The following is a 26,103-nucleotide window of genomic DNA, read 5'->3' as shown; positions in this document are numbered from 1 at the left end:
TTAAGAGATAGCACCTTTCCCCCGGACGGCTGGTCCCGCCCCTCCCCCTGGGAGGGCTGGACCAGCCGTCCGGGGGCACGGTGTCCAGGAGCGCGGTGAGGGGACGGTCGGCGGCCGCGTGCTGGGCGGCGGTGCGGTTCATGCACCGGACGCTAGGGACGTGCGGCAGGCTCGGTCTTGATGAAACCCGACAGCCCTCGGCCGATGGACTCCATCGAGCGGGCCCACCTGCGCACGCCGGACGACGCCTCGCACGTGATGTACCGCTATCCGGCGCCCGTGGAGTTCGAGGGCTTCCTGCAGCGCTTCTGGATTCCGGTGTGGTCGGTGCCGCCTGGGCAGGAGGCGGCGCAGCGGGTGCTGCAGTACCCGGTGTCGCTGGTGGTGGTCGCTCCCGATTACGCCCGCTTCTACGGCGTCGTCTCCGGCCTGTCGACCACGACGCTCACCGGCTCGGGCTGGGCGGTCGGCGTGATGTGCGCTCCGGCCGCCGGAGCGCTGATCGCGGGCGGCCCGATGAGCGACCACACCGACCGCCACGTCGACGTCGCCGAGGTGCTGGGCGGGGCGGGGGAGACACTGACGCTTCGCGTGCGGAGCGCCATGGCCGCCGATCCGCATGCGGTCGACGCGCACGAGGCCGCGATGGTCGCCGTCGCCGACGCGCTGCGCCCGTTCCTCCCGGTCGACGACGACGGCCTGCTGGTCAACGACGTCGTCGCCTTCGTGGAGGGCGACCGCGAGGTCACCCGGGTCGCCCAGATCTGCGAGCGCTTCGGCCTTTCCGAGCGGGCGCTGCAGCGGCTGGTGCACCGCCGGCTCGGGCTGACCCCCAAGTGGCTCATCCAGCGCCGTCGGCTGCAGGAGGCGGCCGAGCGGCTGCGCACCGGGCCGGCCGGCCTCGGTGAGGTGGCGGCGCTGCTCGGCTACGCCGACCAGGCGCACTTCACCCGCGACTTCGCCCGGGTCACGGCGATGACACCCGGCCAGTTCGCCGCCCGGCACCAGGGCGGGAGCTGAGCCGGGGGCCTCAGCGGCGGAACACGTAGGGCTTCAACGGCGGCTCGGCCGGCACGTCGGGCGCGTTGCCCGCCGGGTTGCCCGCGTAGGCCACCATGGCCGCGAAGTCCTGCGCCGCCGTCGCGGGGTCGACGCCGGGCTGGAACGGCTGGGCGCAGACGGTCAGCGGGATGCGCGACCGGTCGGCGGGGCCGTCGTGGTCGAGGGCGTCGACGACGAGGGCGTAGCCGACGGCGTCGGAGCTGCCGATCGAGAAGTGGTCGGCCACGTGGCCGGGGCAGACCTCCTGGAGAGCGATGTTCGCGACGGTGCCCGCCCCCGTGCGCAGCGCCGAGCTGGGCGCCGGGCCCACGTTGGGCACCACCACCTCGTCGGTCTGCGTGTAGGCCACCGTGTAGTCGATGCCGGCGAAGGTCTCCGCGCCGCTGTTGAGCGCCTGCAGGAACCGCGAGCGCGAGGCCTGCTGGTGGAACGACGGGTTGCAGGGCCGCGCGCAGGCGGCGTCGGCGACGACGGTGCCGTGGTTGGACGGGCTCAGGCCGATGACGTCGTCGACGAGGTCGCGGGTGTCGGGCCAGAAGCGCAGCGCCCACCGCGGCACCATGCCGCCCTGGCTGTAGCCGACGACGTCGACGTCGCGGTGCGCGGCGCGGCTCATCGTGCGCAGTGCGTGCACGACGTACTCGCCGGCGACCTGGACGTCGCCCGTGGCGTCCTGCGGCAGCGTGACGGTGCACCAGCGTCGGCCGTCCCGGTCGAAGGCCCGCAGGTAGTTCCAGCCGAAGTTGACCCCGGGTTCCAGGGTGGTGCCCGGCACGAGGAGCACGGGATCGCTGGTCAGCCTCGTCAGCGGCCCGTTGCAGCGGAGCGCCTTCTGCAGGTCCGCCGCCGGCACGCTCAGCTTCGGACCACGCTGGTCCACCGGTGCGAAGGCACCGGTGTCGGGGCCGCGGTGCGGGCCGGCGGAGGCGGTGCCCGCGCCGGCGGCCACCAGGGCCGCCACCAGCAGGACGAGCAGTCGGAACCGGGATACCCGCACGAGCGTGCCTCCTCAACCGGCGCGCGCCGTCGCACGCCTGCCCCGGACAACGAGACGGCGTCGCTCCGGTTGCGCCGGGTTTCAGCGGGCGAGGTCGGTGACGGCGCCGACCAGCTCCGGCCCGTCGAGGAGGACGACGTCGTTGTGCCCGGCTCCGGGCACCTCGACCAGGGCGTGCAGCCGCCCGGCGGCCGCGGCCACCCGGCGGCTCTGCTCCGGCGGCACGATCGTGTCGGCGGTGCCCAGCAGCACCGTCGTCGGCACCTCCACGCGCGCCACCTGCTCGGCCACCGGGTAGCGGTCGCGCAGCAGCAACCGCACCGGCAGGAACGGGTAGTGCTCGCCGCCCACCGCGGCGAGGTCGACGAACGGTGACCGCAGCACCAGTCCCGCCGGCGGGTGCTCCAGCGCGAGCTCGGTGACGACGGCGCAGCCCAGGCTCTCGCCGAGGTAGACCAGCCGCTCCTGCGGCACGCCGGCCTCGGTGACCAGCCACTCCCGCGCCGCGCGGACGTCCAGCGCCAGCCCGTCGGCGCTGGGGCTGCCGGGATTGCCGCCGTAGCCGCGGTAGTCGAACAGCAGGACGGCGAGCCCCTCGGCGGCCAGCGCGCGAGCCAGCAACGCACGGTGCTCCCGGTTGCCGCCGTTGCCGGCCGCGAACAGGACGGCGGGCGCGTCCGGTCCAGGGCCCGGGAGGAACCAGCCGCCCAGCCGCAGCCCGTCGGCCGTGCGGAGCTCGACGTCGCGGCCACCGGGGAGCACGTCGGCCGCGGCGGGCACCGGACCGCCCGACGGCAGGTAGATCAGACGGCGCTGGAACGCCCACAGCAGGCCCACGACCACAGCACACACGAGACCGAGCACCAGCGCCGTCCGGAGCAGCCGCCGCAGCACGCCGACATGGTCCTCCCTACGCTGGTCGCCGTGCCGAAGCTGCAGCTGCTCCCCGCCGTCGACGTCGCCGACGGCCAGGCCGTCCGTCTCGTGCAGGGGGAGGCCGGCAGCGAGACCTCCTACGGCGACCCCCTCGAGGCCGCGCTGCAGTGGCAGCGCGACGGCGCCGAGTGGGTGCACCTGGTCGACCTCGACGCCGCCTTCGGCCGCGGCACGAACCGTGAGCTGCTCGCCCGGGTCGTGGGGCAGCTGGACGTCGACGTCGAGCTCTCCGGCGGCATCCGCGACGACGCCTCGCTGGAGGCCGCGCTGGCCACCGGGTGCCGCCGGGTGAACCTGGGCACCGCCGCCCTGGAGTCGCCCGAGTGGTGCGCCCGGGCGATCGCCGAGCACGGTGACCGCATCGCCGTCGGCCTCGACGTGCGCGGCACCCGCCTGGCGGCCCGCGGCTGGACTCAGGAGGGCGGCGAGCTGTACGAGACCCTGGCCCGTCTGGACGCCGAGGGCTGCGCCCGTTACGTCGTCACCGACATCACCAAGGACGGCACCTTGCGCGGCCCCAATCTCGACCTGCTGCGCGAGGTCTGCGCCGCCACTCCGCGCCCGGTGATCGCCTCGGGCGGGGTCAGCTCCCTCGAGGACATCCGCGCCCTGGCCGGGCTGACCCCCATCGGCGTCGAGGGCTCCATCGTCGGCAAGGCCCTCTACGCGGGGGCGTTCACGCTGCCCGAGGCGCTGCGGGTGACCGAGGAGCTCGCGTGACGGTGATCCGGCTGGGCAGCGGCGCGCCCTGGGAGGCCGTCGTCGGCTACAGCCGGGTGGTCGTCCGCGGGGACACCGCGTGGGTGAGCGGCACGACGGCGGTGGTCGACGGCGCCGTCGCGCACCCCGGGGACGCCGCCGCCCAGACCCAGCAGTGCCTGCTCACCATCGAGAGTTCCCTGGAGCGGGCCGGCTTCGCCCTGCACGACGTCGTCCGCACCCGCATGTACGTCACCGACATCTCCCGCTGGGAAGAGGTCGGCCGGGTGCACGGCGAGTTCTTCGGTGACGTCCGCCCCGCCACGACCATGGTCCAGGTGGCCGCCCTCATCGATCCCGAGATGCTCGTCGAGATCGAGGCGGACGCCGTGCGGGAGGGGGCGGCGTGAGCCTGTCGGTGCGCGTCATCCCGTGCCTCGACGTCGACAACGGGCGCGTCGTGAAGGGGGTCAACTTCGTCGACCTGCGCGACGCCGGTGACCCGGTCGAGATGGCCCGCGTCTACGACGCCGAGGGCGCCGACGAGCTCACCTTCCTCGACATCACCGCCAGCTCGGGCGACCGCGAGACCACCTACGACGTCGTCCGCCGGACCGCGGAGAGCGTGTTCATCCCGCTCACCGTCGGCGGAGGGGTCCGCAGCGTCGAGGACGTCGACAAGCTGCTGCGCGCCGGCGCGGACAAGGTCGCGGTGAACACCGCCGCCGTCGCCCGGCCCGAGCTGATCGCCGAGATCGCCCACCGGTTCGGCAGCCAGGTCCTGGTCCTCTCGCTGGACGCGCGGCGCACCCGCGACGAGGCGGTGACCGACTCAGGCTTCGAGATCACCACCCACGGCGGACGCCGGGGCACCGGCCGCGACGCCGTCGAGTGGTGCGTGCGGGCGGCGGAGCTCGGGGTCGGCGAGATCCTGCTCAACTCGATGGACGCCGACGGGACCCGGGCCGGCTTCGACACCGACCTCATCCGCCGGGCCCGCCGCGAGGTGGCCGTCCCGCTGATCGCCAGCGGGGGAGCGGGGGCCGTGGAGCACTTCCCGCCCGCCGTCGAGGCCGGTGCCGACGCGGTGCTCGCCGCCAGCGTCTTCCACTTCGGCCAGCTGCGGGTGGGCGACGTGAAGGCCGGGCTCGCCGCCGCCGGCGTGCCGGTCCGCTAGCTCTCCGCTCCGCTTCCGGTCACCGGGCCGTCGCCCACCGCCGAACCGAGGGCGCGGGGACTTGGCACCCCCACGAGGTCGTGGTCGGCGAGGCCCAGGCCGAGGTACACCCGGTGCAACGCGGCGACTGCCGCGCCCAGCGCACCGGACAGGTCGCTCAACTGTGCAGGGACGACCGGAGGGGCCGACGGCACGATGCGCCGCAGGTTCTCCCGCAGCTCCGGCAGGTGGGGCGTGAGGGAACGGCCGATCCGACCGCCGAGGACGATCATGTCCGGCTCGTAGCTCACCACTGCGGCGGTCAGGACGACGAGCAGCGCATGCTCCACGTGGCGACGCATCGCCACGAGCTGACCGTCGGCGTCCTCTGCGAAGAGGGCGGCCGGCGACGCGATGTCCATGCCCAGCTCCGCGGCGCGGCGCATGATCCCGGACCCGGTCACCAGGTGCTCCAGTGGGGTGCCCAGTGGGCCGACGGGCAGGTGCCCGAACTCGCCCACCAGTCCGTTCCGCCCGCGGAGCAGTCGTCCCTCCAGCGCGACGCCGGCTCCGAGCCCCGCGCCGACGGTGAGCATCACGGCCGTTCGGGCCGACCGGGCGGCGCCGAAGCGCTGCTCGCCGAGCAGTGCGTAGTTCGAGTCGTTGTCAAGGTCCAAGCACGGCCCGAGCCGCTTCTCGAGGACGTCGAGGAACCCAGGCTGCTCGACCTGGGGAAGGTTGGGTGCACTGGAGACGGTCCGGTCCTCGCCCCGGACCGCACCCGGCAGCCCTACCGCCACGGCAGCGAGCCCGTCGGTGAGCCCGCGCCCGGCGGCCACCACCTCATCGGCCAGCCAGGTGGCCAGTCCCTCGGCTCCACGGTCGGTGGGCGTGGGGCACGTCCGTCGGTGCAGTGGCTCGCCGAGCAGATCGGCCAGGACGATGCGGGTGCTCGAAGCCCCTAGGTCGACACCCGCGACGACGGCGCCGTCGGCGACGACCTCGATCAGCGTGGCTCGCCTGCCGCGACGACCGCTGGACACCTCGGCGGTCTCCTGCAGGAGCCCCTCACCGATCAGGGCGTCCACCATGCGGGAGACGGTGGCCGGGGAGAGTCCGGTGGCCTCTGCCAGCGCGGTCCGCGTGGTCGGTGCGCTGGCCAGGGCCCGGGCGAGGACCGCGGCACGGTTCCGGTTGGGATGCGGATCCACGCCGCCTCCTTTTCTTGCCCGGTGATCACAAACAATAGGGCCGAGCACTCATGAGACCCGTGATCAGACCGTGACGCTAGCTCTTGCCCTTGCCACTTGACACCCCTGGGTGAGGAAGCGATTCAATACGTTCAGTCTGAAAGCAGATGAGCTTCGCCCGTGACCGACGCGGCACTCGCCCCAGGGAGACAGCAATGAAGCAGACGCTCAGAGGCAGGACGTGGAGGCTGGCTATCGCGGCCACTCTGGCCGGCTCGGTCGCGCTCACCGCCTGCGGCGGCGGGGCGGACGACGCCGTGGCGGACAAGGCGCCGGCGGAGATGCCCAGCCTGCAGTTCACCGGGCCCAACGGTGAGACGCCGGAGAGCCTGGACCAGTTGCAGCTGACCGACGAGGAGATCGCTCAGGTCCGCGCCGGCCAGTACAAGGCAGCCTTCGTCTGGCACGAGTCCTCGGCTCTGGTGACGGCCACGGAGAAGGGTGCCCGCGAGCAGTTCGAGGAGTTGGGCATCGACGTCGTCGCGAGCACGGAGGCCGGTTTCGACCCAGCGCGCCAGGCGGACAACCTGCAGAGCGTGCTCGCGCTCGACCCCGACATCATCGTGACGATCGCGGTCGACCCCACGTCGGCGGCCGCAGCCTTCCAGCCCGCCGTCGACCAGGGCGTGAAGCTCGCTGTGATGACGACGCCGCCCGCGGGGTACGAGAGTGGCGACCAGATCGTCTCCATCGTCACCGGTGCGCTCACCGAGTACGGCAAGGCCAACGCCGAGATGCTTGGGGAGGCCATCGGTGGTGAGGGTGAGGTCGGCTACCTCTACCACGACGCCGACTTCTGGTTCACCAACCAGCGCGACCAGGCGTTCAAGGACTGGACCGCCCACCTCTACCCGGACATCGACATCGTCGCCGAGGAGGGCTTCAGCGATCCCGCGCGCACTGAGGACATCGCCAACGCGATGATCACCCGGAACCCCGAGATCAAGGGCATCTACGTCGCCTGGGCCACCGCGGCCGAGGGCGTTCTCGCGGCGCTCCGTCAGGCGGGGCGGACCGATGTCAAGGTCGTCACGAACGACCTCGAGGCCAACCTCGCCGCCGACATGATGCGTGACGGGAACGTCATCGGGATCGTCAGCAACTCCTCGGTCGACCTCGGTCGCGGTCTCGCGATCGTCGGTGCCTACGGCGTCCTGGACAAGCAGGCCCCGCAACTGGTCGCCAACCCGCCGTTCGCCGTGACCAAGGACAACATCGTGGAGGGCTGGGAGAGCGACTACGGCACCGAGCCCCCGGCCGGCGTCCTGGACTGATCACGAGCCCCGGGGCCGGCCGCGAAACGGCCGGCCCCGGGTGCCTACCCGAAGAGGAACCCATGGCCCACGCGCAGACCGTCCTCGGCCCCGTCGATGCCACCGCGCTCGGCCGCGTCCTGCCGCACGAGCACCTGGTCTCCCTGGTGCCAGGGCCTTGGCTCTCCGGTGGCACGGTCGACGACCCTGTCCAGGTCGCCGTCACAGCGTTGCGCGGCATTCGGGACCTCGGTTTCGGAACCGTCGTGGACCTGAGTCCCTACGGGGTCGTGGGGCGGGACGAGGAGGGCGAGAGCCTGAGCCTGCTGCAGGAGATCTCGCGGCGCAGTGGCGTGCACGTCATCGCCGGGGCCGCGGTGTACCTGGAGCCGTACTCGCCGCAGTGGGCACTGGAGGCGGACCTGGCCGCCATGCACGCGCGCTTCGTCGCCGATGCCACCGAGGGAGTGCGCGGGACCGGCGTGCGCGTCGGCATCCTCGGTGAGCAGGCGACCGGCCTGGACGAGATCACGCCGCACGAGGAGAAGTGCCTCCGCGCCGCCGCGCGGGCGGCGCGGGACACCGGTCTGGCCCTCAATACCCACACCACGCACGGCACCATGGCCCTCGAGCAGGTGGAGATCCTCCGCGACGAGGGCATGGACCTGGACCGGGTCGTGATCGGCCACATGGACATCCACCCGGATCCGACCTACGTCAAGCGGGTCCTGGACACCGGGGTAAGCGTCGCCTTCGACACCATCGGAAAGCAGTTCTGGGACTTCGTCCTGGCGCCGGTCCCCGCCGACCCGCCCGAAGGGGAGTTCGCCAAGCGTGCCTATCACCGGTCCGATCGCTCGCGGGCCCGTGGCCTGGCCCAGTTGGTGGCCGACGGGTACGCCGAGCGCATCCTGCTGTCCCTGGACATGACCGGCGCCGAGGTCTACCTCAACGCCGCCACGCACGGGCAGAGCGGCTACTCCTACCTGGGCGACGGCTTCGTCCCGATGCTGCGCGACCTCGGTGTGACCGAGGAGGCGCTGGAGCAGATGCTCGCGGCCAATCCGGCACGGCTGCTCACCCTGTCCTGATCGTCGTCGACGGCTCCCCATCGGGAGTCTCCGAAGGAGCAACGCGTGCCTGAAGACACGTTCAGCCGACTCCGCCGGGACGGCGCCTACGTGCTGGGCGTGGATCTCGGCGGCACGAAGGTGCGTGCCGCTGTCGCCGACAGCTCGGGGGAGGTCCTCGCCGAGATGACGTCGGCGACCGATGGACGAGGCGGCCGGCACGTCGTCGATCAGATCGCCGTGCTGGCGCGGAGCCTCGTGGGAACCGCCGGGGCCACGACCGGGCGTCTGGTGGCCACAGCCGTGGGCACCCCCGGGGTGCCCGATCCGCGCAGCGGAACCCTGGCGCTGTCCCCGAACGTCGACGGGCTGGGGTCGGTCAGCCTGCGCGACGAGCTCACCGACCGGCTGGGGCACCCCGTGGTGCTCGAGAACGACGTGACTGCGGCCGCGATTGGGGAGCGCCGAGCCGGTTGCGCCCGCGACCACGAAGACTTCGTCTTCGTCGCTGTCGGCACGGGCATCGGTATGGGCATCGTCAGCGGCGGTCGGGTGCTGCGCGGTGCGCACGGGGCAGCCGGTGAGATCGGCTACCTGCCTTTGGGCACCGACCCGTTCGACCCGGTCAACCAGCGTCGCGGTGCCCTTGAGGAGGCGACGGCCGGGGAGAACATCGCCGCCCGCTACCGCCTCGCCACCGGCGCCACGCTCAGCACGCGCGAGGTGTTCGACCTGGCCGCCCAGGGCGAACCGGCCGCCGTGAGCGTCATCGCGGAGCTCGCCCGGTATCTGGCCCTCGCCCTCACCGCCGTCATCGCCGTGCTGGATCCGGCTCTCGTGGTCCTGGGCGGGGGCGTGGGCTCTCGCCCCGAGCTGCTGGACCCGGTCCGGGCAGCACTGACGGACCTCGGCAATGCGCTCGTGGAGGTCCGGACATCCGCGCTGGGCAACCGGGCGTCGGTTCTCGGCGCGATCGAACTGGCTCACCGCGCTGCTCGGCTCGAATCCGACTGGGAGGACAACTCATGACCACGACGACGGTGCGCTCCGCGCGACCCAGCCGGCTCGGCCGCGTCGAGTGGAAGGACTACGTCGTCTATGCCGGCTTCGTGGTGGTCTTCCTGTTCTTCGCGGTGACCCAGCCGTCCAGCTTCCTCAGCGTCGCCAACCTCACGAACATCCTCGTGCAGGCGGCGCCGATCATGGTGCTCGCCGTCGGCCTGGTATTCGTCCTCTCGGCGGGCGAGATCGACCTCTCGATCGGCTCGGTGGTCGCCCTGTCCGCGCTGTCGGCCGCCGTCGTCCTGCAGAGCACCGGTTCCTGGCCGCTGGCCGTCCTCACCGCGCTCGGCGTCGGGCTGGGTGTCGGGCTGCTCAACGGCATCTTCGTCGCCGTCGTCCGGCTGCCGTCCTTCCTCGTCACCCTGGCCACCATGGGGCTGGTGGCAGGGCTGGCCCGGGAGCTCACCGACCTGCAGTCGGTGCCCGTCACCGACGGCACCTTCATCAGCCTCTTCGGCGCCAAGTGGCTGGGTCTGCCCGCCACGGTCTGGTGGGCGGCCCTCGTGCTCGTCGTCGGAGGCGTGGCACTCCGGCAGACGCGGTACGGCGCACACGTGCTGGCAGTGGGCAACAACGCTTCCGCAGCGCGCGTCAGCGGTATCAAGGTCGCCCGGGTGCGGATCGCCGTCCTGGTCGGCAGCGCGATGGCCGCCTCCGTGGCCGGGCTGCTGTACTCGGCCCGCCTTCAGGGCGCCCGGTACACGCTGGGCGAGGCGGACCTGATGACGGCCATCGCCGCGGTCATCGTCGGCGGCACGAGCCTGTTCGGGGGCAAGGGCACCGTCGTCGGCGCTGCGGTTGGCAGCCTGCTCATGGCCATGCTCAACAACGGCCTGATCCTCGCCGGTCTCTCCGTCTCTCAGCAGATGGTCGCCCGTGCCGTGATCATCCTCATCGCTGTGTCCATCTCGCTGCGCGGCAAGCGCGGCAGCTGACCGAGGGAAGCACCGTGTTCCTTGACCTCCTCCGCCGGCGCAATCCCGACTTCCTCCGGGCTGCCGCGCGGCTCCACCGTGCCGGCGAGCTCCCGGCCAACTGCTACGCCATCGACCTCGACGCCGTGCGACGCAACGCCAGGGCCGTGGTCGCCGAGGCGTCACGGCTGGGCCTGGCCGCCTTCCCCATGACCAAGCAGATCGGCCGGAACCCCGACGTCGCCCGAGCGCTCACCGAGGAGGGCCTCACCCACGCCGTGGGTGTGGACCTGCAGGACGCCGAGGCGGATGCTGCCGGTGGTCTGCGGATCGGGCACCTCGGGCACCTGGTGCAGGTGCCCCGGTTCGAGGCCGCCCGTGGCGCCGCGCTGGAACCGTCCTTCTGGACGGTATTCAATGAGACCAAGGCGGCCGAGGCCGCCGGTGCCGCGGCGACCCGTGGACGCGAGCAGGCCCTGCTCGCCCGGATCGTGGCCGACGGCGACCGCTTCTACCGCGGACACGAGGGCGGCTTCGACGCCACGGACGTTGTGGCGGTAGCCGACCGCCTGGACGCCCTCACCGGTGGGCGGTTCGCCGGCGTGACGACGTTTCCCGCCATGCTGTTCGACCAGGAGACCCGGACGGTCCGCCCGACGCCCAACCTCGCGACGCTCCAGGCGGCGGTGCGACGGCTGCGGCAGGCCGGTCGGTCCGACATCGCGGTCAACGGGCCAGGGACGACGTCCACGGCGACGCTGCCGTTGCTTGCCGAGGCCGGGGTCACCCAGGTGGAGCCGGGGCACGGCCTCACCGGCACCACCCCGTGGCATGCGGTGGAGGACCTGGTCGAGGAGCCCGCGGTCGCCTACGTGTCGGAGGTGTCGCACTCCTACGCCGGCCAGGCCTACGTGTTCGGCGGCGGGCTGTACGTCGACCCGGTGCTGGGCGGAACCAGCACGCGCGCGGTCGTGGTCGGCGACGGCGCCGACCCGGCCACCGCGCCGACCCGGCCGGTGGACATGCCCGCGGCCGAGGCCATCGACTACTACGCCATGGTCGAGGCGTCCGAGGGGCCGCCGGTCGAGATCGGTGACACGGTGGTCTTCGGTTTCCGGGCCCAGGTGTTCGTCACCCGTGCCCTGACCGCAGCCATCGCCGGTGTCTCGACCGGCAGCCCGCACGTGGTGGGTGTGTGGGCAGCGGACGGCTCCACTCCTCTGCACCTCGCCCGGTCCGCAGCCGATTCCAGGAGGATCTCGTGACTCTCACGCCCACCGTGCAGGTCCCGCTCCGACTGAAGGGCATCCACAAGCACTTCGGCGGCGTGGTCGCCGTCGAGCGCTTCGACCTGGAGGTGGCGGCCGGCGAGATCGTCGCGCTCGTCGGCGACAACGGTGCCGGCAAATCAACGCTCGTGAAGATGATCTCCGGGCTGTACGAGCCCAGTGAAGGTGAGATCTGGCTCAACGGCGAGAAGGTCAGCTTCCGGGATGCCTCGGACGCGCGACGGAAGGGCGTCGAGGTCGTGTACCAGGACCTCGCCCTGGTCGACGAGCAACCCGTGTACATGAACATGTTTCTGGGGCGCGAGCTGGTCAAGGGTCCGCTGCGGCTGCTCGACAGGCGCCGGATGGCGCGGGAGACGCAGACGCTGGTGGATTCCCTCGACGTCCGCATCCCATCGGCCCGTGCCACGCTGCGCGACCTCTCGGGCGGTCAGCGCCAGGGCATCGCGATCTGCCGGGCCACTCACTGGGCCAACGGATTGGTCCTGATGGACGAGCCTACGGCGGCCCTGGGCGTCGCCGAGACGGCGAAGGTGGAGGAGCTCATCGCCCGCCTACGCGAGCGGGGCGCTGCGGTCCTGCTGGTGAGCCACAACCTCGACCAGGTCTTCCGGCTGGCCGACCGCATCGCCGTGCTCCGCCGGGGAACGCAGGTGGGTGTGCGCTCGGTGCGGGAGACGTCCCGCAACGAGATCGTCTCCATGATCACCGGGCTGTCATGACGGAGTGGACCGCCCCTGGCGCGCTCATGCGCCGGGAGATCGCCGAGCAACCCGACCGCTGGCTGGACCTCCTCGCCGATCGGCGGGCTGTGGACGAGGCCGGCCGGTTCACGGCGGAGCTGCGCGCCGCCGGGCGGCTGACCGGCCTGGTGTTCGCCGCACGCGGGTCCAGCGACCACGCCTCCATCTATGGCCAGTACCTCGCGCAGTGGCTGCTGGGCGTGCCCGCTGCCATGGCCACGCCGAGCATGGCGACGGTCTACGGTCGGCATGTCCACGACCCGAAGAGCTGCCTGGTGGCGGTGTCGCAGAGCGGCGCCTCTCCCGACCTCCTGGCCACGGTGGAGAGCGCGCGCACCTCCGGCAGCCCGACCATCGCCTTCACCAACGATCCGGACAGCCCGCTGGCACGGGCGGCGGATCTGCACGTCCCCCTGGCGGCGGGGCCGGAGCGCTCGGTGGCGGCGACCAAGACCTACACGGCGGAGCTGCTGGCGCTGCACCTGTGGCTGCGCGCGGCGGCGGGGGAGCCGTCCTCGCTGGTGGACGAGGAGATCTTCGCGCTGGCCGAGCGGGGCCGGGAAGTGGTCCGACGGTCGGCCGAACTCGCTCCTGGACTCGCGGAGCGGCTGGTGGGGGCGGAGCGGGCGGTGCTGATCGGTCGGGCGTTCGGCGCCGCGACCGCCCGGGAAGGTGCTTTGAAGCTCATGGAGACCAGCAGCATCGCCGCTTCGGGCTGGAGCGCGGCCGATGTCAAGCACGGGCCGCTGGCCGCGGTGACCCCCGGCACGCCGGTGTTCTGCTTCCTCGGTGAGCGGGCGGGTCGCGAGTCCGTGGAGGCACTGCTGCCCGGACTGCGCGCCCGGCGTGCCGACGTCACTGTCGTGGGCGTCGACGCCGCGCGGCCCGGACTAGCAGGAATCCTCCCGGCGGACGTCCCGGATGCGCTCCTGCCCGTGCTGAGCATCGTGCCCTTGCAGTCCCTGGCCCTCGAGCTCTCGGTCCGCAAGGGGTTCGACCCTGACCGGCCGGAGGGCCTCACCAAGGTGACTCACACGACGTGAGTCCCGCGGGGCAGTGCGCGGGCTAAGCGACCTTCACCCGTGCGGCGGCACGGCGGCCCGAGACCCACAGCAGCAGCTCCAGCGGGTCGCCGCTGACCGTGCGGCCTCCGGCGCCCAGGCGCTTCTCCTCGCCGGGGACGTCGGTGCGACGCAGCACGAGCCCGCGGCGGCCCGCCGCCCGGCGGGCCATCAGGCCGGTGGCGCCCCAGAGCTGGTCGCGGTCGGCTGGGGAGAGCTGGCGCGGCTCCCACCCCGGCTGCGCGCGGCGCACGTCCTCGTGGTGGATCGCGTACTCGGCCACGTTGAGCGCACCAACCACGGCGGGCCAGGCCATCGGGGTCCAGGACGGCGGGCCGGAGCGCACCTGGTCGACGACCTCGCCGTACGGCGTCCCCGCGCGCAGCCGGGCCTCCAGCCTGTGCGACCACCAGGCCAGGCGCTCACCGCCCGGGAGCATCTCCAGGCCGTAACCGGGCAGCGCGTCCGGGCGGCGGTCCCGGACGGCGAGGTGCGCGGCCAGGTGGGCGGTGGTCCACCCCTCGCAGCAGGTGGGGGCGTCCGGCCCGACCGTCTCCAGCAGGTCGGCGAGCGCAGCGCGCTCGCGCTCGGGCAGGGAAGAGGCGCTCATCCCGCGAAGTTACCGAGGGAGCACGCCGGCCACACCTCGCGCCTGATCGGTTAGCGGGGGTAACGATTCGCGTACCATCCTGATCCTGGACCGACCCCGAGGAGTGCCGTGTCCCGCCGCAGAGACGCCGTCATGCGGCGGGGGCTCCGCCACGTCGGCCGTGCCGTACGCGAGCAGCCGGGCATGTTCACCCTCGCGTTCATCGCCAGCAGCCTCTACGGCGCGATGACCGTCGCCAGCGCCTACGTGATCGGCGAGGTCACCGACCGCGTCCTGCTGCCCTCGTTCGAGGACGGGGTCACGACCGCCTCCGCGCTGACCCTCGCGGCGCTGGCGATCCTCGGTGTCGCCGTGCTGAAGATCGTCGGCATCCTCGGCCGGCGCCTGTTCGCCGGGGTGATGAGCTACCGGCTGCAGGCCGAGTACCGCCGCCGGGTCACCGGCCAGTACCTGCGCCTGCCGCTGTCGTGGCACCAGCGCCACCCCACCGGTCAGCTGCTGTCCAACGCGAACTCCGACGTCGAGGCCGCGTGGTTCTTCGTCGCGCCGCTGCCCTTCGCCTGCGGCGCCCTGGTGATGATCGCGATCACCGCCGTCGCGCTGGTGCTCACCGACCCGCTGCTGGCCGTGGTCGGCCTGGTGGTGTTCCCGCTGGTGTTCGCCGCCAACATCGTCTACTCGCAGGTCATGAGCCCGCGGATGCAGCGGGCCCAGCAGCTGCGCGCCGAGGTCAGCGAGATCGCGCACGAGAGCTTCGACGCCGGCCTCGTGGTGAAGACCCTGGGTCGCGAGGACAGCGAGACCGCGCGCTTCGCCGTGCGCACCGAGCAGCTGCGCGACGGCCTGGTCGCGGTGGGCCGGGTGCGCGGCCTGTTCGACCCGATGATGGAGGCGCTGCCGAACCTGGGCACGTTGGCCGTCCTGCTCATCGGCGCCGGGCGGGTGGCAAGCGGCGACGTCGGCGCCGGCGAGCTGGTGTCGGTGGCCTACCTGTTCACCCTGCTGGCGCTGCCGATCCGCGCCATCGGGTGGGTCCTGGCCGACCTGCCGCGCGCCCTGGCCGGCTTCGACCGGGTCACCCCCGTGCTCGAGGCGTCCGGGGAGACGCCGCACGGGCCGGATGCGGCGGCTCGGCCCGAGGGCGGAGCCGCGGTGGCGATGCGCGACGTCGGGTTCGCTTTCGACGGCGCCGCGCGGCCCACGCTGCACGACGTCACCTTCGACGTCCCGGCCGGCCGCACGGTGGCCGTCGTCGGGCCCACCGGATCGGGCAAGTCCACGCTCGCCGGGCTGATGGTGCGTCTGGTCGACCCCACCGACGGCACGGTGCTCCTCGACGGCCTCGACGTGCGCCGGCTGCGCGAGGGCGAGGTCAGCGACCAGGCCGCGTTCGTCGCCCAGACCGCCTTCCTCTTCGACGACACGGTGCGCGACAACGTCACCCTGGGCGGTCCGTTCACTGACGACGACGTGTGGGCCGCCCTGCGGGTCGCCGCCGCCGACGGGTTCGTCTCCGCGCTGCCCGACGGGCTCGACACGAAGGTGGGGGAGCGGGGCGCCTCGCTGTCGGGCGGCCAGCGGCAGCGCCTGGCGCTCGCGCGCGCCGTCGTCCGCCGGCCCCGGCTGCTCGTGATGGACGACGCCACCAGCGCGGTCGACCCGGCCGTCGAGGCGCAGATCCTCGACGCGCTGCGCGGCAGCGAGACGCCGGCCACGGTGGTGGTCGTCGCCTACCGCCAGGCCACCATCGCCCTCGCCGACGAGGTGGTGTGGTTCGCCGACGGTCGCGCCGTCGCCCGCGGGACGCACCACGAGCTGCTGGCCCGCGTTCCCGGCTACGCGGACCTGGTCCGCGCGTACGCGCAGGCGCAGGAGGTGCCAGCATGACCCTCGCCGCCACCGGGAAGCGCGCCGAGGGCAGCATGGCCACCCTGCGCCGCGGCCTGCGGATGATGCCGGAGTTCCGGCGTGGGCTGCCCGTCACCTTCGCCCTGGCGCTGCTGGCCACCACCGGCCGCGTCGTCGTCCCGATCGCCGTCCAGCAGGTCATCGACCGCGGGCTGAACGGCACGGGGAGCGCCGACCTGGACCTCGTCCGCACGGTGGTCCTGCTCTGCGCCGTGGTCGTGGTCGTCACCGCCGTCGCGGTCTACCGGATGAACGTCCGGCTCTTCCGGACGACGGAGACCGCCCTGGCCAGTCTGCGGGTGCGCGCCTTCCGGCACGTGCACGACCTGTCGGTGCTGCACCAGCAGGGGGAGCGGCGCGGGTCGCTGGTCTCCCGCGTCACCAGCGACGTCGACCAGCTCTCGGTCTTCATGCAGTGGGGCGGGCTCCTCGGCCTGGTCAGCGTGGGCCAGCTGCTGGTCGCCACCGTCGTCATGGCGGTCTACTCGTGGCAGCTGACCCTGCTGGTGCTCGTCTGCTTCGTGCCGCTCGTCTTCGCCATCCGGGCCTTCGCGCGCCGGCTGGTCGACGTCTACGGCGTCGTGCGGGCCCGCGTCGGCGACGTGCTGGCCGCCGTGGCCGAGTCCGTGGTCGGGGCGCCGACCGTGCGCGCCTACGGCGTCCGGGCCCGGACGGCGGCCCGCCTCGACGCCGCCATCGCCCGGCACTACCGGTCGCAGGTGGACGCGCAGAAGGTCACCGCCGCGGTGTTCGTCAGCGGCGAGTTCGTCGCCGCCCTGGCCAACGCCGCCGTCGTGGTGGTCGGCGTCCTGCTGGGCCTGGCGGGTGACATCACCGCCGGGACGCTGGTCGCCTTCCTCTTCCTCGTCACGTTGTTCGTCGCACCGGTGCAGACGGCCAGCGAGGTGCTCAACGAGGCGCAGAACGCGGTCGCCGGCTTCCGCCGGGTGCTCGACGTGCTCGACACCGAGCCCGACGTCCGCGACCCCGCGGTGGCCACCCCCGAGCGCGCGCGGGAGCTGCCCGACGGCCCGCTGGGCGTGCGGTTCGAGCACGTCGGCTTCCGGTACTCGCCGGACGCCCGGCCGGCTCTGGATGCCGTCGACCTCACGATCGAGCCCCGCCGGCGGGTCGCCATCGTGGGCGAGACCGGATCGGGGAAGACGACCTTCGCCAAGCTGGTCACCCGGCTCATGGACCCCACCGCCGGCCGGGTGCTGCTGGGCTCGGACGCCGACGGCTGGGTGCCGCTGACCGACGTCGCCTTCTCCTCCCTGCGCTCCCGGGTGGTGATGGTCCCGCAGGACGGGTTCCTGTTCGACGCCTCGATCGCCGAGAACGTCCGCTACGGCCGCCCCGGCATGTCCGACGACGAGGTCGCCGCGGCCTTCGACGAGCTGGGGCTGCGGACGTGGCTGGACGGGCTCGACGCCGGCGTCCTGACCCCGGTGGGCCAGCGCGGGGAGTCCCTGTCGGCGGGGGAGCGGCAGCTGGTCGCGGTCGCCCGCGCCTACGTCGCCGATCCGCACCTGCTCGTGCTCGACGAGGCGACCAGTGCCGTCGACCCGGCCACCGAGCAGCGGCTGACCCGCGCGCTGGACACGCTCACCGCCGGGCGCACCACGCTCACCATCGCGCACCGGCTGTCGACCGCCGAGCGGGCCGACGAGGTCCTGGTCGTGGACGCCGGGCGCGTGGTGCAGCGCGGAACGCACGCCGAACTGGTCGACGCCGAGGGCCCCTACGCGCGCCTGCACACCTCCTGGCGCCGGTCGTCGGCCGGGGAGCCGGAACCGGTCGCCTGAGCCGGGGCGTGTCCGTCGTCCAGGGGAACCAGCCGGGACCGGATGGCCCCCTAGCCTGCGCGGATGCATCCGTCGGCTGGCCCGTGGCCGCGGCGGTCGCGACCCTGCCGGTGCTCGCCGCCCTCCTCGCGCTCCTGCCGACGGCCGCGCGTCGGCCGGCGCTATCGCGGCCCGCCGTCCGTGCCGCGATCCCGGCTCCGGCGGTGGTGGCCGGCGTCCTCGCCTTCCTGAGCGGCGGCTTCTCGCTGATGGTCTCGCTGATCGCCTTGCTCACGCGACTGTTCGCCGTGCGGTCGAGCGAGACGGCGGAGCCGGCCACCCTCGCGGTCCTCCGGGCCGTCGTCCTCGGAGTGGTCGTCGTCGGTGCGCTGATGCTGCTGCTGGGCCGGTCGTGGCTGGTCCTGGCGGTCGCGGCCGCCGCCGACGCCGTGCTGTCGGTCGTCGCCGGCCGGCACGACCTCGCGCTCGTCATCGGCGACGCGCTGCTGCCCGCGGTGCTGGCGGTGCTGGCGTCCCTGCCCTCCGTGCGCCGGTGGGTCGCCGTTCAACGCGGGCGGGCGCCCACCGCACGGGGCCGGGACCGGTCCTAGGCTCCGGTCGTGCCGTCGCCCGCCGCCCGCAGGTCGCCCCGCGCCGCGCCGGTCGCCCGCGCCGCGGAGCCCGCCGGTCGCCCCGACCTCGTGCCCTACGCCGCCGTCTTCGCCCTGCTCACCGCGGGCGTCGTCCTCTACCTCGGTTGGCTGCTGTGGCAGGGCGACCCGGAGGCCGGCCCGCTGCTCACCCTCCCGGTCGTCCTGGCCCTCGCCGTCGCCGCCGGTGCCGGGATGGTGTGGCGGGGCGTGCGGGGAGGCTGGGTGGTGCTGGCCGTCGCGTCGCTGGTCCCGCTGCTGGCCATCGTCTCCGTCGCCTTCCTCTTCGGCGCCCTGGGCGCAGCCGGCGACATGTGGCTGGCCCTGCTGCTCGCCGTCGCCCCGGTGAACGGGCTGGTCCTGGCCTGCCGTGCGCCGGTGCGCGCCTGGTGCGCCCACTCGCGGGGAACTCGCCCGGCAGGGGGGACGCGCGCCGGACGGCGTGCCCGCTAGCGTCGCCGGTGTGAGCACGAACACCGGCAGCTTCCAGGCAGACGTCGTCGTGGTGGGTGCGGGGCTGGCCGGTCTGGTCGCCACCGCCGAACTGGCCGACGCCGGCAAGCGCGTCATCCTGGTCGACCAGGAGCCCGAGCAGTCCCTCGGCGGGCAGGCGTGGTGGTCCTTCGGCGGGCTGTTCCTCGTCGACTCGCCCGAGCAGCGGCGGCTGCGGGTCCGCGACTCCCTGGAGCTGGCCCGCCAGGACTGGTTCGGCACGGCCGGCTTCGACCGCGGCAGCGACCACTGGCCGCGGCAGTGGGCCGAGGCCTACCTGCAGTTCGCGGCAGGGGAGAAGCGCGCGTGGCTCAGGTCCCAGGGCGTCGGCTTCTTCCCGATCGTCGGCTGGGCCGAGCGCGGCGGGTACACCGCCACCGGTCACGGCAACTCCGTGCCGCGCTTCCACATCGTCTGGGGGACCGGGCCCGGCATCGTCGAGCCGTTCGCCCGCCGGGTGCGCGACGCCGCCGAGCGTGGCCTGGTGCAGCTGCGCTTCCGGCACCGGGTCTCCGAGCTGGTCGTCAGCGGCGGTGCGGTCACCGGTGTGCGGGGCTCCGTCCTCGAGCCCAGCGACGTCGCCCGCGGCGAGGCCAGCTCGCGAATCGAGGTCGGCGACTTCGAGTTCGCCGCGCAGGCCGTCGTCGTCACCTCCGGCGGCATCGGCGGCAACCACGAGCTGGTGCGGCGGAACTGGCCCGCCCGGCTCGGCCCCGCGCCGCAGCGGATGCTCTCCGGCGTCCCCGCCCACGTCGACGGGCAGATGCAGCAGGCCACCGTCGCCGCCGGCGCCAGCATGGTCAACAGCGACCGCATGTGGCACTACACCGAGGGCATCGCCAACCACTCGCCGGTGTGGGCGCAGCACGGCATCCGCATCCTGCCCGGGCCGTCGTCCCTGTGGCTGGACGCGACCGGCCGGCGCCTGCCGGTGCCGCTGTTCCCCGGCTTCGACACCCTGGGCACGCTCGCGCACATCGGGCAGACCGGGCACGAGCACACCTGGTTCGTCGCCACGAAGAAGATCGTGGAGAAGGAGTTCGCGCTGTCGGGCTCCGAGCAGAACCCCGACCTCACCGGCAAGGACGTCAGGCTCCTGCTCAACCGGGCGCGGGCCGGGGTCGCCGCGCCGGTGCAGGCCTTCCTGGACCGCGGGGAGGACTTCGTCGTGGCCCCGACGCTGCCGGAGCTGGTGGCCGGGATGAACCGGATCACCGGCGGCGCGCCGGAGGTGACCCTCCAGCAGGTGGAGCGGGAGGTCGTGGCGCGAGACCGCGAGGTCGGCAACGCGTTCACCAAGGACCTGCAGCTGACCGCCGTTCGCGGTGCCCGCAACTACCTCGGCGACAAGCTCATCCGCGTCGCGCAGCCGCACCGGCTGCTCGACCCGGCGGCCGGGCCGCTCGTCGCCGTGCGGCTGAACATCATCACCCGCAAGACGCTCGGCGGCCTGGAGACCGACCTCTCCGGCCGGGTCCTGCGGCCCGGCGGCGAGGTGTTCCCGGGCCTCTACGCCGCGGGCGAGGTCGCCGGGTTCGGCGGCGGCGGCGTGCACGGCTACCGCTCGCTGGAGGGCACCTTTCTCGGCGGCTGCCTGTTCAGCGGGAGGGTCGCCGGCCGGGCCCTGGCGGAGGTCCTGTGACCGGAGCCGGACGGACGACGTCGTGAGCGATCCCTGGGCCGACCCGTCCGCTCCTGCCGAGCCGGGCTACACCGGGCCGCCGCCCACGGCACGTCCTCCGTGGCCGGCTCCCTACGGCGGTCCCGCCCCCTACGGCGTGCCGCCCTACGGCGTGCCGCCCTACGGCGTGCCGGCCTACGGCGTGCCGGCCTACGGCGTGCCGCCCTACGGCGTGCCGCCCTACGGCATGCCTCCGTACGGGTCGGTGCCCTTCGGGCCGCCGCGGCCGCCGGACCGCCCCGGGCAGGTGGTCGGTGCCGCCGTGCTGGCCTTCGTCCAGGGAGCACTGGTGCTGATCGCGTCGTTCTACGTGTGGTTCTTCGCCTCCGTCGCCGCCGTCGCGATCGATGAGAACCCCACGGGCGCGCCCACCCAGGCCTACCAGCTCCAAGATCTCGGCACGACGCTGACGATCGTCCAGGTCCTGTCGGTGGTCCTGCTGGTCGTCGGCGGCATCCTGGCCCTCACCCGGCGGGTGCGGACGTCCTGGCTGGTGCTGGTCGCGGCGCACGCCGTCCAGCTGCTGCTCACCGGCTACTGGGCGGTGCGGCTGCAGGAGATCCTCGGCCGCGTGGAGGAGCTCGGGGGTGTGCTCGCGGTCTTCGCCCTGTTCTTCGCCGCCTTCCCGTTGGTCGCCCTGGGGCTGGTGCTGCTCGGCCCCGGCCGCAGGTGGTTCACCGCCCCGCAGGGCTGAGCGGCGGGCACGGCAGACTGGCAGCATGTCCGCCGCCCCGCCCGCCGAACCCGTGCTCGACCCGCAGGTCGCCGCGCTGCTGCGCCACGACCCGTCCGGGCTCGTCGCCGCCGTCGTCCAGCAGCACGACACCCGCGAGGTGCTGATGGTCGCCTGGATGGACGACGAGGCGCTCCGCAGGACCCTGACCACCGGCCGGGCCACCTACTGGTCGCGCAGCCGGCAGGAGTACTGGGCGAAGGGCGAGACCTCGGGCAACCGGCAGTGGGTGCGCGAGGTGCGGGTGGACTGCGACGGCGACGCGCTGCTGATCCTGGTCGACCAGGAGGGCGCCGCCTGCCACACCGGTGCACGCAGCTGCTTCTTCCGCGAGCTCCCGGCGGTCCCGGGGGTGCGACCGTGAGGTTCGGCGTCACCACCCCGAGCCGCGAGGAGTTCGCGGCGACGGACGGGGCGGGCGGGGAAGCGATGGTGCCGGTGACCCGGCGGCTGCTCGCCGACGGTCAGACGGCGATCGGCGTCTACCGGGCGCTGGCCGGCAACCGCCCGGGCACCGTGCTGCTGGAGTCGGCCGAGCAGGGCAAGCGCTGGGCGCGCTACAGCTTCGTCGGCGTGCGCAGCTCCGGCGTCCTCAGCGAGCGGGACGGCCGCACGCAGTGGCTGGGTGACGACGTCCCCGGCCTGACCGACGAGCTGCCCGCCGATCCGCTCGAGGCGGTCCGCGTGCTGTCCCGCCGGTTGCGCTCGCCGCGTACCGCCGGGCTGCCGCCCCTGACCGGCGGCCTGGTCGGCTACCTCGGCTACGACGTCGTGCGGAGGCTGGAGCGGCTGCCGGAGACCAGCACCGACGACCTCGGCATGCCCGAGCTGGCGATGATGCTGGTGACCGACCTCGCCGTGCTCGACCACACCGACGGCTCGGTGCTGCTGATCGCCAACGCCCTGCGGGGCGGGGGCGGGTACGACGACGCCGTCGCCCGGCTCGACGACATGGCCGCCGCCCTCACCGGCGCCGCCGCACCGACCGTGGCGGTGTTCGAGCGGGCCGACGCGCCGCCGGTGCGCAGCAACCTGGGCCCCGGTGAGTTCGAGGACGGTGTCGAGCGGGTGCGCGAGCACGTCCGCGCCGGGGACGCCTTCCAGGTGGTGCTGTCCCAGCGGTTCGAGCTGGAGACCGAGGTCGACGCGCTGGACCTCTACCGGGTGCTGCGGGCGACGAATCCCTCGCCGTACATGTACCTGCTGCGCTTCGCCGGGCGCGAGACGCCGTTCGACGTCGTCGGTTCCTCGCCGGAGGCGCTGGTGACCGTGACCGGCAGCTCCGCGGTGGTGCACCCGCCGGCCGGCACCCGGCCCCGGGGCGCCACCGAGGAGGAGGACCTGCGGCTGGCCGAGGGCCTGCTGGCCGACCCCAAGGAGCGGGCCGAGCACGTGATGCTGGTCGACCTCGCGCGCAACGACCTGGGCCGGGTCTGCGTGCCGGGCAGCGTCGAGGTGCCCGACTTCATGCGGGTGGAGCTCTACAGCCACGTCATGCACCTGGTCTCGACCGTCGCGGGCGAGGTGAGCCCCGGACGCGACGCGCTCGACGTCTTCGACGCCACCTTCCCCGCCGGCACCGTCTCCGGCGCGCCCAAGCCGAGCGCGATGACGATCATCGAGAGCCTGGAGCCGACCCGCCGCGCGCTGTACGCGGGCACGGTCGGGTACGTCGACGCCAGCGGTGACATGGACATGGCGATCGCCATCCGCACCGCGGTCCTGCACCAGGGCCGGGCGTACGTGCAGGCCGGGGCGGGGATCGTGGCCGACAGCGACGCCGCGTCCGAGGAGGCCGAGACCCGGCACAAGGCGCGGGCGGTGCTGTCGGCGATCGCGACGGCGGAGATGCTCCGGGAGCTGCCGTGAGCCAGCAGGGGCGCAGGCACCTGATCGCGGCGGTGCTGGGCGCCGCCGTCGCCGGGGCCCTCGCGCTGTCGGCGGCCGGCCAGCGCTGGGCGGACGTGACGGCGCAGCGTCGGGCCCCGCTGCCGCCGGTCGACGGCGCCCTCTCCGGGAGCGACGCGGCCCCTCTGGTCCCCGCGGCCGGGCTGGTGCTGCTGGCCGCCGCCGTGGCGCTGCTGGCCGTGCGCGGTGCCGGGCGGGCGGTCGTCGGTCTGCTCACCGCGGCGGCGGGCGGCGCCCTGCTCTGGTCGGCCGTCCGGGTGCTCGCCGGGGGAGTGGCCGGCGCGGCGGACGACCTCCCGGGTGCGAGCGGCAGCAGCGTCAGCTCGGTCGCCGTCGACGTCTCGCCCGCCTGGCCGGTCCTCGCGCTCGTCGCGGGCCTGCTCGCCGTGGCCGTCGGCCTGCTGGCCACCGTGCGCGGACGCGGGTGGCCGGGAATGGGGCGCCGCTACGAGCGGACACCGGCCGCAGCTCCGCCGCGCACCGACGAGGACCGGGCGCAGGAGGCGTGGAAGGCACTGGACCGCGGCGAGGACCCCACCGAGTTTCCGTCTCCAGGGACCGGATCGGCCGTATAGCGGAACCGCCCCGGCCCGGGGGACCGGCCCCCGGGCCGGGGGCCGGTGCGGCCCCTTCTAGAGTGGGTTCTCCATCCGCCAGGGGTTGACCGTGCGAGAGGCAGGGCGCCGATGAACGTTCTCGACGAGATCGTCGCCGGCGTCCGCGAGGACCTCGCCGTGCGCGAGGCCGCCACGCCGTTCGACCAGGTGAAGGCAGCCGCCCAGGCGGCCCGGCCCGCACTCGACGCGCTGGCCGCCCTGCGGGCTCCCGGCGTCGGCGTCATCGCCGAGGTCAAGCGCCGCAGCCCGTCGAAAGGCGACCTGGCCGCCATCGCCGACCCCGCAGAGCTCGCCGCCCAGTACGCCGCGGGCGGCGCCCGGGTCATCTCCGTCCTCACCGAGGGCCGCCGCTTCGGCGGATCGCACGCCGACCTCGCCGCGGTGCGGGCCGTCGTCGACGTGCCGGTGCTGTGCAAGGACTTCGTCGTCAGCAGCTACCAGGTGCACGAGGCCCGCGCCTACGGCGCCGACGTCGTGCTCCTGATCGTCGCGGCGCTGGAGCAGAACGTGCTGACCGGCCTGCTCGAGCGGGTCGAGTCCCTCGGCATGACCGCGCTGGTCGAGGTGCACACCGAGGCGGAGGCCGACCGTGCGCTGGAGGCCGGTGCCTCGGTGATCGGCGTCAACGCCCGCGACCTCACGACCCTGCAGGTGGACCGGTCGACCTTCGAGAAGATCGCGCCGGGGCTGCCGTCGGAGGTCGTCAAGGTCGCCGAGTCCGGTGTCCGCGGCCCGCACGACCTGATCAGCTACGCCGCCGCCGGTGCCGACGCGGTGCTGGTCGGCGAGGGCCTGGTGACCGCCGGCGACGCCCGCCAGGCGGTGGCCGACCTGGTGACGGCGGGCTCGCACCCCGCCACCCCGCGAACGAGTCGCTGACCCCTTCCTTCACAGTCACGGGGGACACGAGGTGTCAGGGGTCGTCCAGCTCCTGGCGAGTGGCCAGCGCGGTGACCCGCCCGAGGCTTCTGCGGACGTCGTCGGTGAGCTCGTCAACGACGAGTGAGACGCCGAGGAACTGCGCTCCCGACCGTCGCACGAGGGCCACCGCCGCCGTCGCCTGGCTACCGCGTTCGGCCCGGTCGTCGACCAGGAGGATTCGAGCCCCCCGGCCGAGGACTTCCTGCATGCGGAGATCGTGCCGGGTGGCCCGGTAGTCCGGGTCCGTAACGGTGCGGAGCGTCGGTCCCGGGAGGGTTCCTCCCGGCCCCTTGCGGACGGCGACGAACCCCGCCCCGAGGGCAACCGTCACCGGCGCGCCCACGATGAATCCGCGTGCCTCGATCCCCACGACGTGCGTGACGCCGGCGTCGACCCACGGCTCCGCCAGCCCCGCGACGACCTCCTCGAAGGCCTTTCCGTCGGCGAAGATCCACCAGACGTCCGCGTGTCCGCCGACCCAGCGGAAGGTGTCCAGGACGGCACGTCGTCCCGGCTCGCTCACGGGCGAGACCGTAGCGACGCACGTCCGGATGCACGAGCGAGAATTGTCGTACCCCGGGGCTAGCGTCGGGGCATGAGATCGGCGGGCGGGTTCGCGGTGGGGGTCACCGTGGTGCCGGTCGACGACGTGCCCTCGCGGTGGGAGCTGGCTGATCCGGACCCGTCGCCGTGTGACGAGCCGTTGAGCGCGTGGTTGCCGGCGCGCCGCAGCGCTACGGCGGCGGCGGCGCTGGTGGGGCAGATCGTGGCGGCCGAGGCGAAGCTGGCGGCGTTGCGGGTGGAGCTGGTGATGGACCTGGCCGCGGCGCGTCCGGCTCCGGTCGACCCCCCGCCGGGCGGTGAGCGCGCGGGGACGGTGGGGCCGGCGGGGGTGAGCGAGTTCGTGCCCGATGAGCTGGCGGCGGTGCAGAACTGCAGCCGGGCGGCGGCGGTGACGCTGCTGGAGCACGCCGAGATCCTCACCACGCTGCTGCCGGGCACCTACGCCCTGCTGCGGCTGGGACGGCTGGACTGGCCCCGCGCCCGGGCGATCGCCGCCGAGGTCGCCGCCACCGGCCGGGACACCGACCCGATGGTGATTGCCGGGGCGGAGGCCGCGGTGCTTCCCCGGGCCGGCGAACTGTCGTTGCGCGGGCTGCGGGAGGCGGTCCGCGCCGAGCTGGTGGCCCGCGACGCCGCCGCGGCGGATCGGCGGCGGGAGCAGCGGCGACGCGGCGCGGATGTGACCGTGCGCCCGGTCGGGGACGGGATGAGCGAGTTCCGCGCCCTGATGACCCATCCCGAGG

At 73.8% G+C, this 26,103-nt stretch carries 27 protein-coding genes; 22 read left to right on the top strand and 5 right to left on the bottom strand.

The genetic code is table 11. The annotated features are described in order from the left end of the window. Nucleotides 1-180: 180 nt before the first annotated feature. Entirely contained in the window at nt 181-1,020 is an 840-nt protein-coding gene (locus C5508_RS13315; RefSeq protein WP_104525433.1) for a helix-turn-helix transcriptional regulator, read from the top strand. A 10-nt stretch (nt 1,021-1,030) separates the two neighbouring features. Here the strand turns inward: C5508_RS13315 and C5508_RS13310 are convergent, their stop codons facing one another. Beyond that, nucleotides 1,031-2,059 carry an esterase/lipase family protein gene (locus C5508_RS13310; RefSeq protein WP_104525432.1) on the bottom strand — a complete coding sequence of 343 codons (1,029 nt, stop codon included), beginning with the start codon at nt 2,057-2,059 and terminating at the stop codon, nt 1,031-1,033. 81 nt (nt 2,060-2,140) lie between these two features. Beyond that, complete coding sequence (locus tag C5508_RS13305) at nt 2,141-2,953, bottom strand: alpha/beta hydrolase (protein ID WP_232797127.1); 813 nt, start codon at nt 2,951-2,953, stop codon at nt 2,141-2,143. Nucleotides 2,954-2,983: 30 nt separating this feature from the next. Between C5508_RS13305 and priA the strand changes: the two genes are divergently transcribed. From priA to hisF, 3 genes are read left to right on the top strand one after another with little or no spacing between them, the layout of a single operon-like run. Next, complete coding sequence (priA, locus tag C5508_RS13300; RefSeq protein WP_104525434.1) at nt 2,984-3,715, top strand: bifunctional 1-(5-phosphoribosyl)-5-((5-phosphoribosylamino)methylideneamino)imidazole-4-carboxamide isomerase/phosphoribosylanthranilate isomerase PriA; 732 nt, start codon at nt 2,984-2,986, stop codon at nt 3,713-3,715. After that, nucleotides 3,712-4,104, top strand: a complete 393-nt coding sequence (locus tag C5508_RS13295; protein ID WP_104525431.1) for a RidA family protein — start codon at nt 3,712-3,714, stop codon at nt 4,102-4,104. The genes priA and C5508_RS13295 overlap by 4 nt, the downstream gene beginning before the upstream one ends. Beyond that, on the top strand, nt 4,101-4,871 hold the full coding sequence (gene hisF, locus C5508_RS13290; protein WP_104525430.1) for an imidazole glycerol phosphate synthase subunit HisF: 771 nt from the start codon (nt 4,101-4,103) through the stop codon (nt 4,869-4,871). Before C5508_RS13295 ends, hisF begins: the two co-directional genes overlap by 4 nt. Here the strand turns inward: hisF and C5508_RS13285 are convergent. Further along, nucleotides 4,868-6,061 (bottom strand): ROK family transcriptional regulator, encoded by a 1,194-nt coding sequence (locus tag C5508_RS13285; protein ID WP_104525429.1) that lies wholly within the window; start codon nt 6,059-6,061, stop codon nt 4,868-4,870. The genes hisF and C5508_RS13285 overlap by 4 nt on opposite strands. Before the next feature lie 194 nt (nt 6,062-6,255). Between C5508_RS13285 and C5508_RS13280 the strand changes: the two genes are divergently transcribed. From C5508_RS13280 to C5508_RS13250, 7 genes are all read left to right on the top strand, one after another. Then, nucleotides 6,256-7,374, top strand: a complete 1,119-nt coding sequence (locus C5508_RS13280; protein ID WP_104525428.1) for a substrate-binding domain-containing protein — start codon at nt 6,256-6,258, stop codon at nt 7,372-7,374. A gap of 62 nt (nt 7,375-7,436) precedes the next feature. Continuing rightward, the gene (locus C5508_RS13275) at nt 7,437-8,444 is read left to right on the top strand and encodes a phosphotriesterase family protein (protein WP_104525427.1); all 1,008 of its coding nucleotides are present in this window, start codon (nt 7,437-7,439) and stop codon (nt 8,442-8,444) included. A gap of 45 nt (nt 8,445-8,489) precedes the next feature. Next, entirely contained in the window at nt 8,490-9,452 is a 963-nt protein-coding gene (locus C5508_RS13270) for an ROK family protein (protein ID WP_104525426.1), read from the top strand. Beyond that, nucleotides 9,449-10,420 carry an ABC transporter permease gene (locus tag C5508_RS13265; RefSeq protein ID WP_104525425.1) on the top strand — a complete coding sequence of 324 codons (972 nt, stop codon included), beginning with the start codon at nt 9,449-9,451 and terminating at the stop codon, nt 10,418-10,420. The genes C5508_RS13270 and C5508_RS13265 overlap by 4 nt, the downstream gene beginning before the upstream one ends. Before the next feature lie 14 nt (nt 10,421-10,434). Then, nucleotides 10,435-11,664: an alanine racemase gene (locus C5508_RS13260; protein ID WP_104525424.1), complete on the top strand. Its 1,230-nt coding sequence runs from the start codon at nt 10,435-10,437 to the stop codon at nt 11,662-11,664. Then, nucleotides 11,661-12,410 carry an ATP-binding cassette domain-containing protein gene (locus tag C5508_RS13255; RefSeq protein ID WP_104525423.1) on the top strand — a complete coding sequence of 250 codons (750 nt, stop codon included), beginning with the start codon at nt 11,661-11,663 and terminating at the stop codon, nt 12,408-12,410. The genes C5508_RS13260 and C5508_RS13255 overlap by 4 nt, the downstream gene beginning before the upstream one ends. Continuing rightward, the gene (locus tag C5508_RS13250) at nt 12,407-13,474 is read left to right on the top strand and encodes an SIS domain-containing protein (RefSeq protein ID WP_104525422.1); all 1,068 of its coding nucleotides are present in this window, start codon (nt 12,407-12,409) and stop codon (nt 13,472-13,474) included. Before C5508_RS13255 ends, C5508_RS13250 begins: the two co-directional genes overlap by 4 nt. Nucleotides 13,475-13,496: 22 nt before the next feature. On the opposite strand, the gene C5508_RS13245 is transcribed toward C5508_RS13250, so the two are convergent. Beyond that, the gene (locus tag C5508_RS13245; RefSeq protein WP_104525421.1) at nt 13,497-14,102 is read right to left on the bottom strand and encodes a TIGR03085 family metal-binding protein; all 606 of its coding nucleotides are present in this window, start codon (nt 14,100-14,102) and stop codon (nt 13,497-13,499) included. Nucleotides 14,103-14,210: 108 nt separating this feature from the next. Between C5508_RS13245 and C5508_RS13240 the strand changes: the two genes are divergently transcribed. The 10 genes from C5508_RS13240 to trpC all read left to right on the top strand — a co-directional run bounded on the left by C5508_RS13240 (nt 14,211) and on the right by trpC (nt 24,754). Beyond that, nucleotides 14,211-15,989 (top strand): ABC transporter ATP-binding protein, encoded by a 1,779-nt coding sequence (locus tag C5508_RS13240; protein WP_232797126.1) that lies wholly within the window; start codon nt 14,211-14,213, stop codon nt 15,987-15,989. Then, entirely contained in the window at nt 15,986-17,815 is a 1,830-nt protein-coding gene (locus C5508_RS13235) for an ABC transporter ATP-binding protein (RefSeq protein WP_104525419.1), read from the top strand. The genes C5508_RS13240 and C5508_RS13235 overlap by 4 nt, the downstream gene beginning before the upstream one ends. 83 nt (nt 17,816-17,898) lie before the next feature. Continuing rightward, a complete protein-coding gene (locus C5508_RS13230) occupies nt 17,899-18,405 on the top strand; it encodes a hypothetical protein (RefSeq protein WP_104525418.1) in 507 nt (168 codons plus the stop codon). Between the two features lie 9 nt (nt 18,406-18,414). Next, nucleotides 18,415-18,897, top strand: coding sequence for a hypothetical protein (locus C5508_RS13225; protein ID WP_104525417.1), 483 nt, complete (start codon nt 18,415-18,417; stop codon nt 18,895-18,897). A gap of 10 nt (nt 18,898-18,907) precedes the next feature. Further along, nucleotides 18,908-20,578: an FAD-binding dehydrogenase gene (locus C5508_RS13220; protein ID WP_104525416.1), complete on the top strand. Its 1,671-nt coding sequence runs from the start codon at nt 18,908-18,910 to the stop codon at nt 20,576-20,578. 22 nt (nt 20,579-20,600) lie between these two features. Beyond that, the gene (locus tag C5508_RS13215; RefSeq protein WP_104525415.1) at nt 20,601-21,311 is read left to right on the top strand and encodes a hypothetical protein; all 711 of its coding nucleotides are present in this window, start codon (nt 20,601-20,603) and stop codon (nt 21,309-21,311) included. Between the two features lie 25 nt (nt 21,312-21,336). Beyond that, nucleotides 21,337-21,714: a phosphoribosyl-AMP cyclohydrolase gene (hisI, locus tag C5508_RS13210; protein WP_104525414.1), complete on the top strand. Its 378-nt coding sequence runs from the start codon at nt 21,337-21,339 to the stop codon at nt 21,712-21,714. After that, nucleotides 21,711-23,219, top strand: coding sequence for an anthranilate synthase component I (locus C5508_RS13205; RefSeq protein WP_104525413.1), 1,509 nt, complete (start codon nt 21,711-21,713; stop codon nt 23,217-23,219). The genes hisI and C5508_RS13205 overlap by 4 nt, the downstream gene beginning before the upstream one ends. Further along, nucleotides 23,216-23,833, top strand: a complete 618-nt coding sequence (locus tag C5508_RS13200; protein ID WP_104525412.1) for a Trp biosynthesis-associated membrane protein — start codon at nt 23,216-23,218, stop codon at nt 23,831-23,833. Before C5508_RS13205 ends, C5508_RS13200 begins: the two co-directional genes overlap by 4 nt. Nucleotides 23,834-23,944: 111 nt before the next feature. After that, nucleotides 23,945-24,754, top strand: a complete 810-nt coding sequence (trpC, locus tag C5508_RS13195) for an indole-3-glycerol phosphate synthase TrpC (protein ID WP_104525411.1) — start codon at nt 23,945-23,947, stop codon at nt 24,752-24,754. 34 nt (nt 24,755-24,788) lie between these two features. Here the strand turns inward: trpC and C5508_RS13190 are convergent, their stop codons facing one another. After that, the gene (locus tag C5508_RS13190; protein ID WP_104525410.1) at nt 24,789-25,319 is read right to left on the bottom strand and encodes a phosphoribosyltransferase; all 531 of its coding nucleotides are present in this window, start codon (nt 25,317-25,319) and stop codon (nt 24,789-24,791) included. 72 nt (nt 25,320-25,391) lie between these two features. Here C5508_RS13190 and C5508_RS13185 point away from each other — a divergent pair. Next, nucleotides 25,392-26,103: DUF222 domain-containing protein (locus C5508_RS13185; RefSeq protein ID WP_157944089.1), on the top strand; the 712-nt coding region annotated here is incomplete at its 3' end.

The organism is Blastococcus atacamensis (genome assembly GCF_002938425.1).
Taxonomy (GTDB): Bacteria; Actinomycetota; Actinomycetes; order Mycobacteriales; family Geodermatophilaceae; genus Blastococcus; species Blastococcus atacamensis.
Note: the sequence above shows the minus strand (reverse complement) of the source record. Positions and strands in the feature narration are given on the sequence as shown.

Coding starts and splice junctions, on each gene's coding strand:
- C5508_RS13315 (WP_104525433.1), top strand. CDS start 181: ATGAAACCCGACAGCCCTCGGCCGATGGACTCCATCGAGCGGGCCCAC.
- C5508_RS13280 (WP_104525428.1), top strand. CDS start 6,256: ATGAAGCAGACGCTCAGAGGCAGGACGTGGAGGCTGGCTATCGCGGCC.
- C5508_RS13275 (WP_104525427.1), top strand. CDS start 7,437: ATGGCCCACGCGCAGACCGTCCTCGGCCCCGTCGATGCCACCGCGCTC.
- C5508_RS13265 (WP_104525425.1), top strand. CDS start 9,449: ATGACCACGACGACGGTGCGCTCCGCGCGACCCAGCCGGCTCGGCCGC.
- C5508_RS13250 (WP_104525422.1), top strand. CDS start 12,407: ATGACGGAGTGGACCGCCCCTGGCGCGCTCATGCGCCGGGAGATCGCC.
- C5508_RS13245 (WP_104525421.1), bottom strand. CDS start 14,102: ATGAGCGCCTCTTCCCTGCCCGAGCGCGAGCGCGCTGCGCTCGCCGAC.
- C5508_RS13235 (WP_104525419.1), top strand. CDS start 15,986: ATGACCCTCGCCGCCACCGGGAAGCGCGCCGAGGGCAGCATGGCCACC.
- hisI (WP_104525414.1), top strand. CDS start 21,337: ATGTCCGCCGCCCCGCCCGCCGAACCCGTGCTCGACCCGCAGGTCGCC.
- trpC (WP_104525411.1), top strand. CDS start 23,945: ATGAACGTTCTCGACGAGATCGTCGCCGGCGTCCGCGAGGACCTCGCC.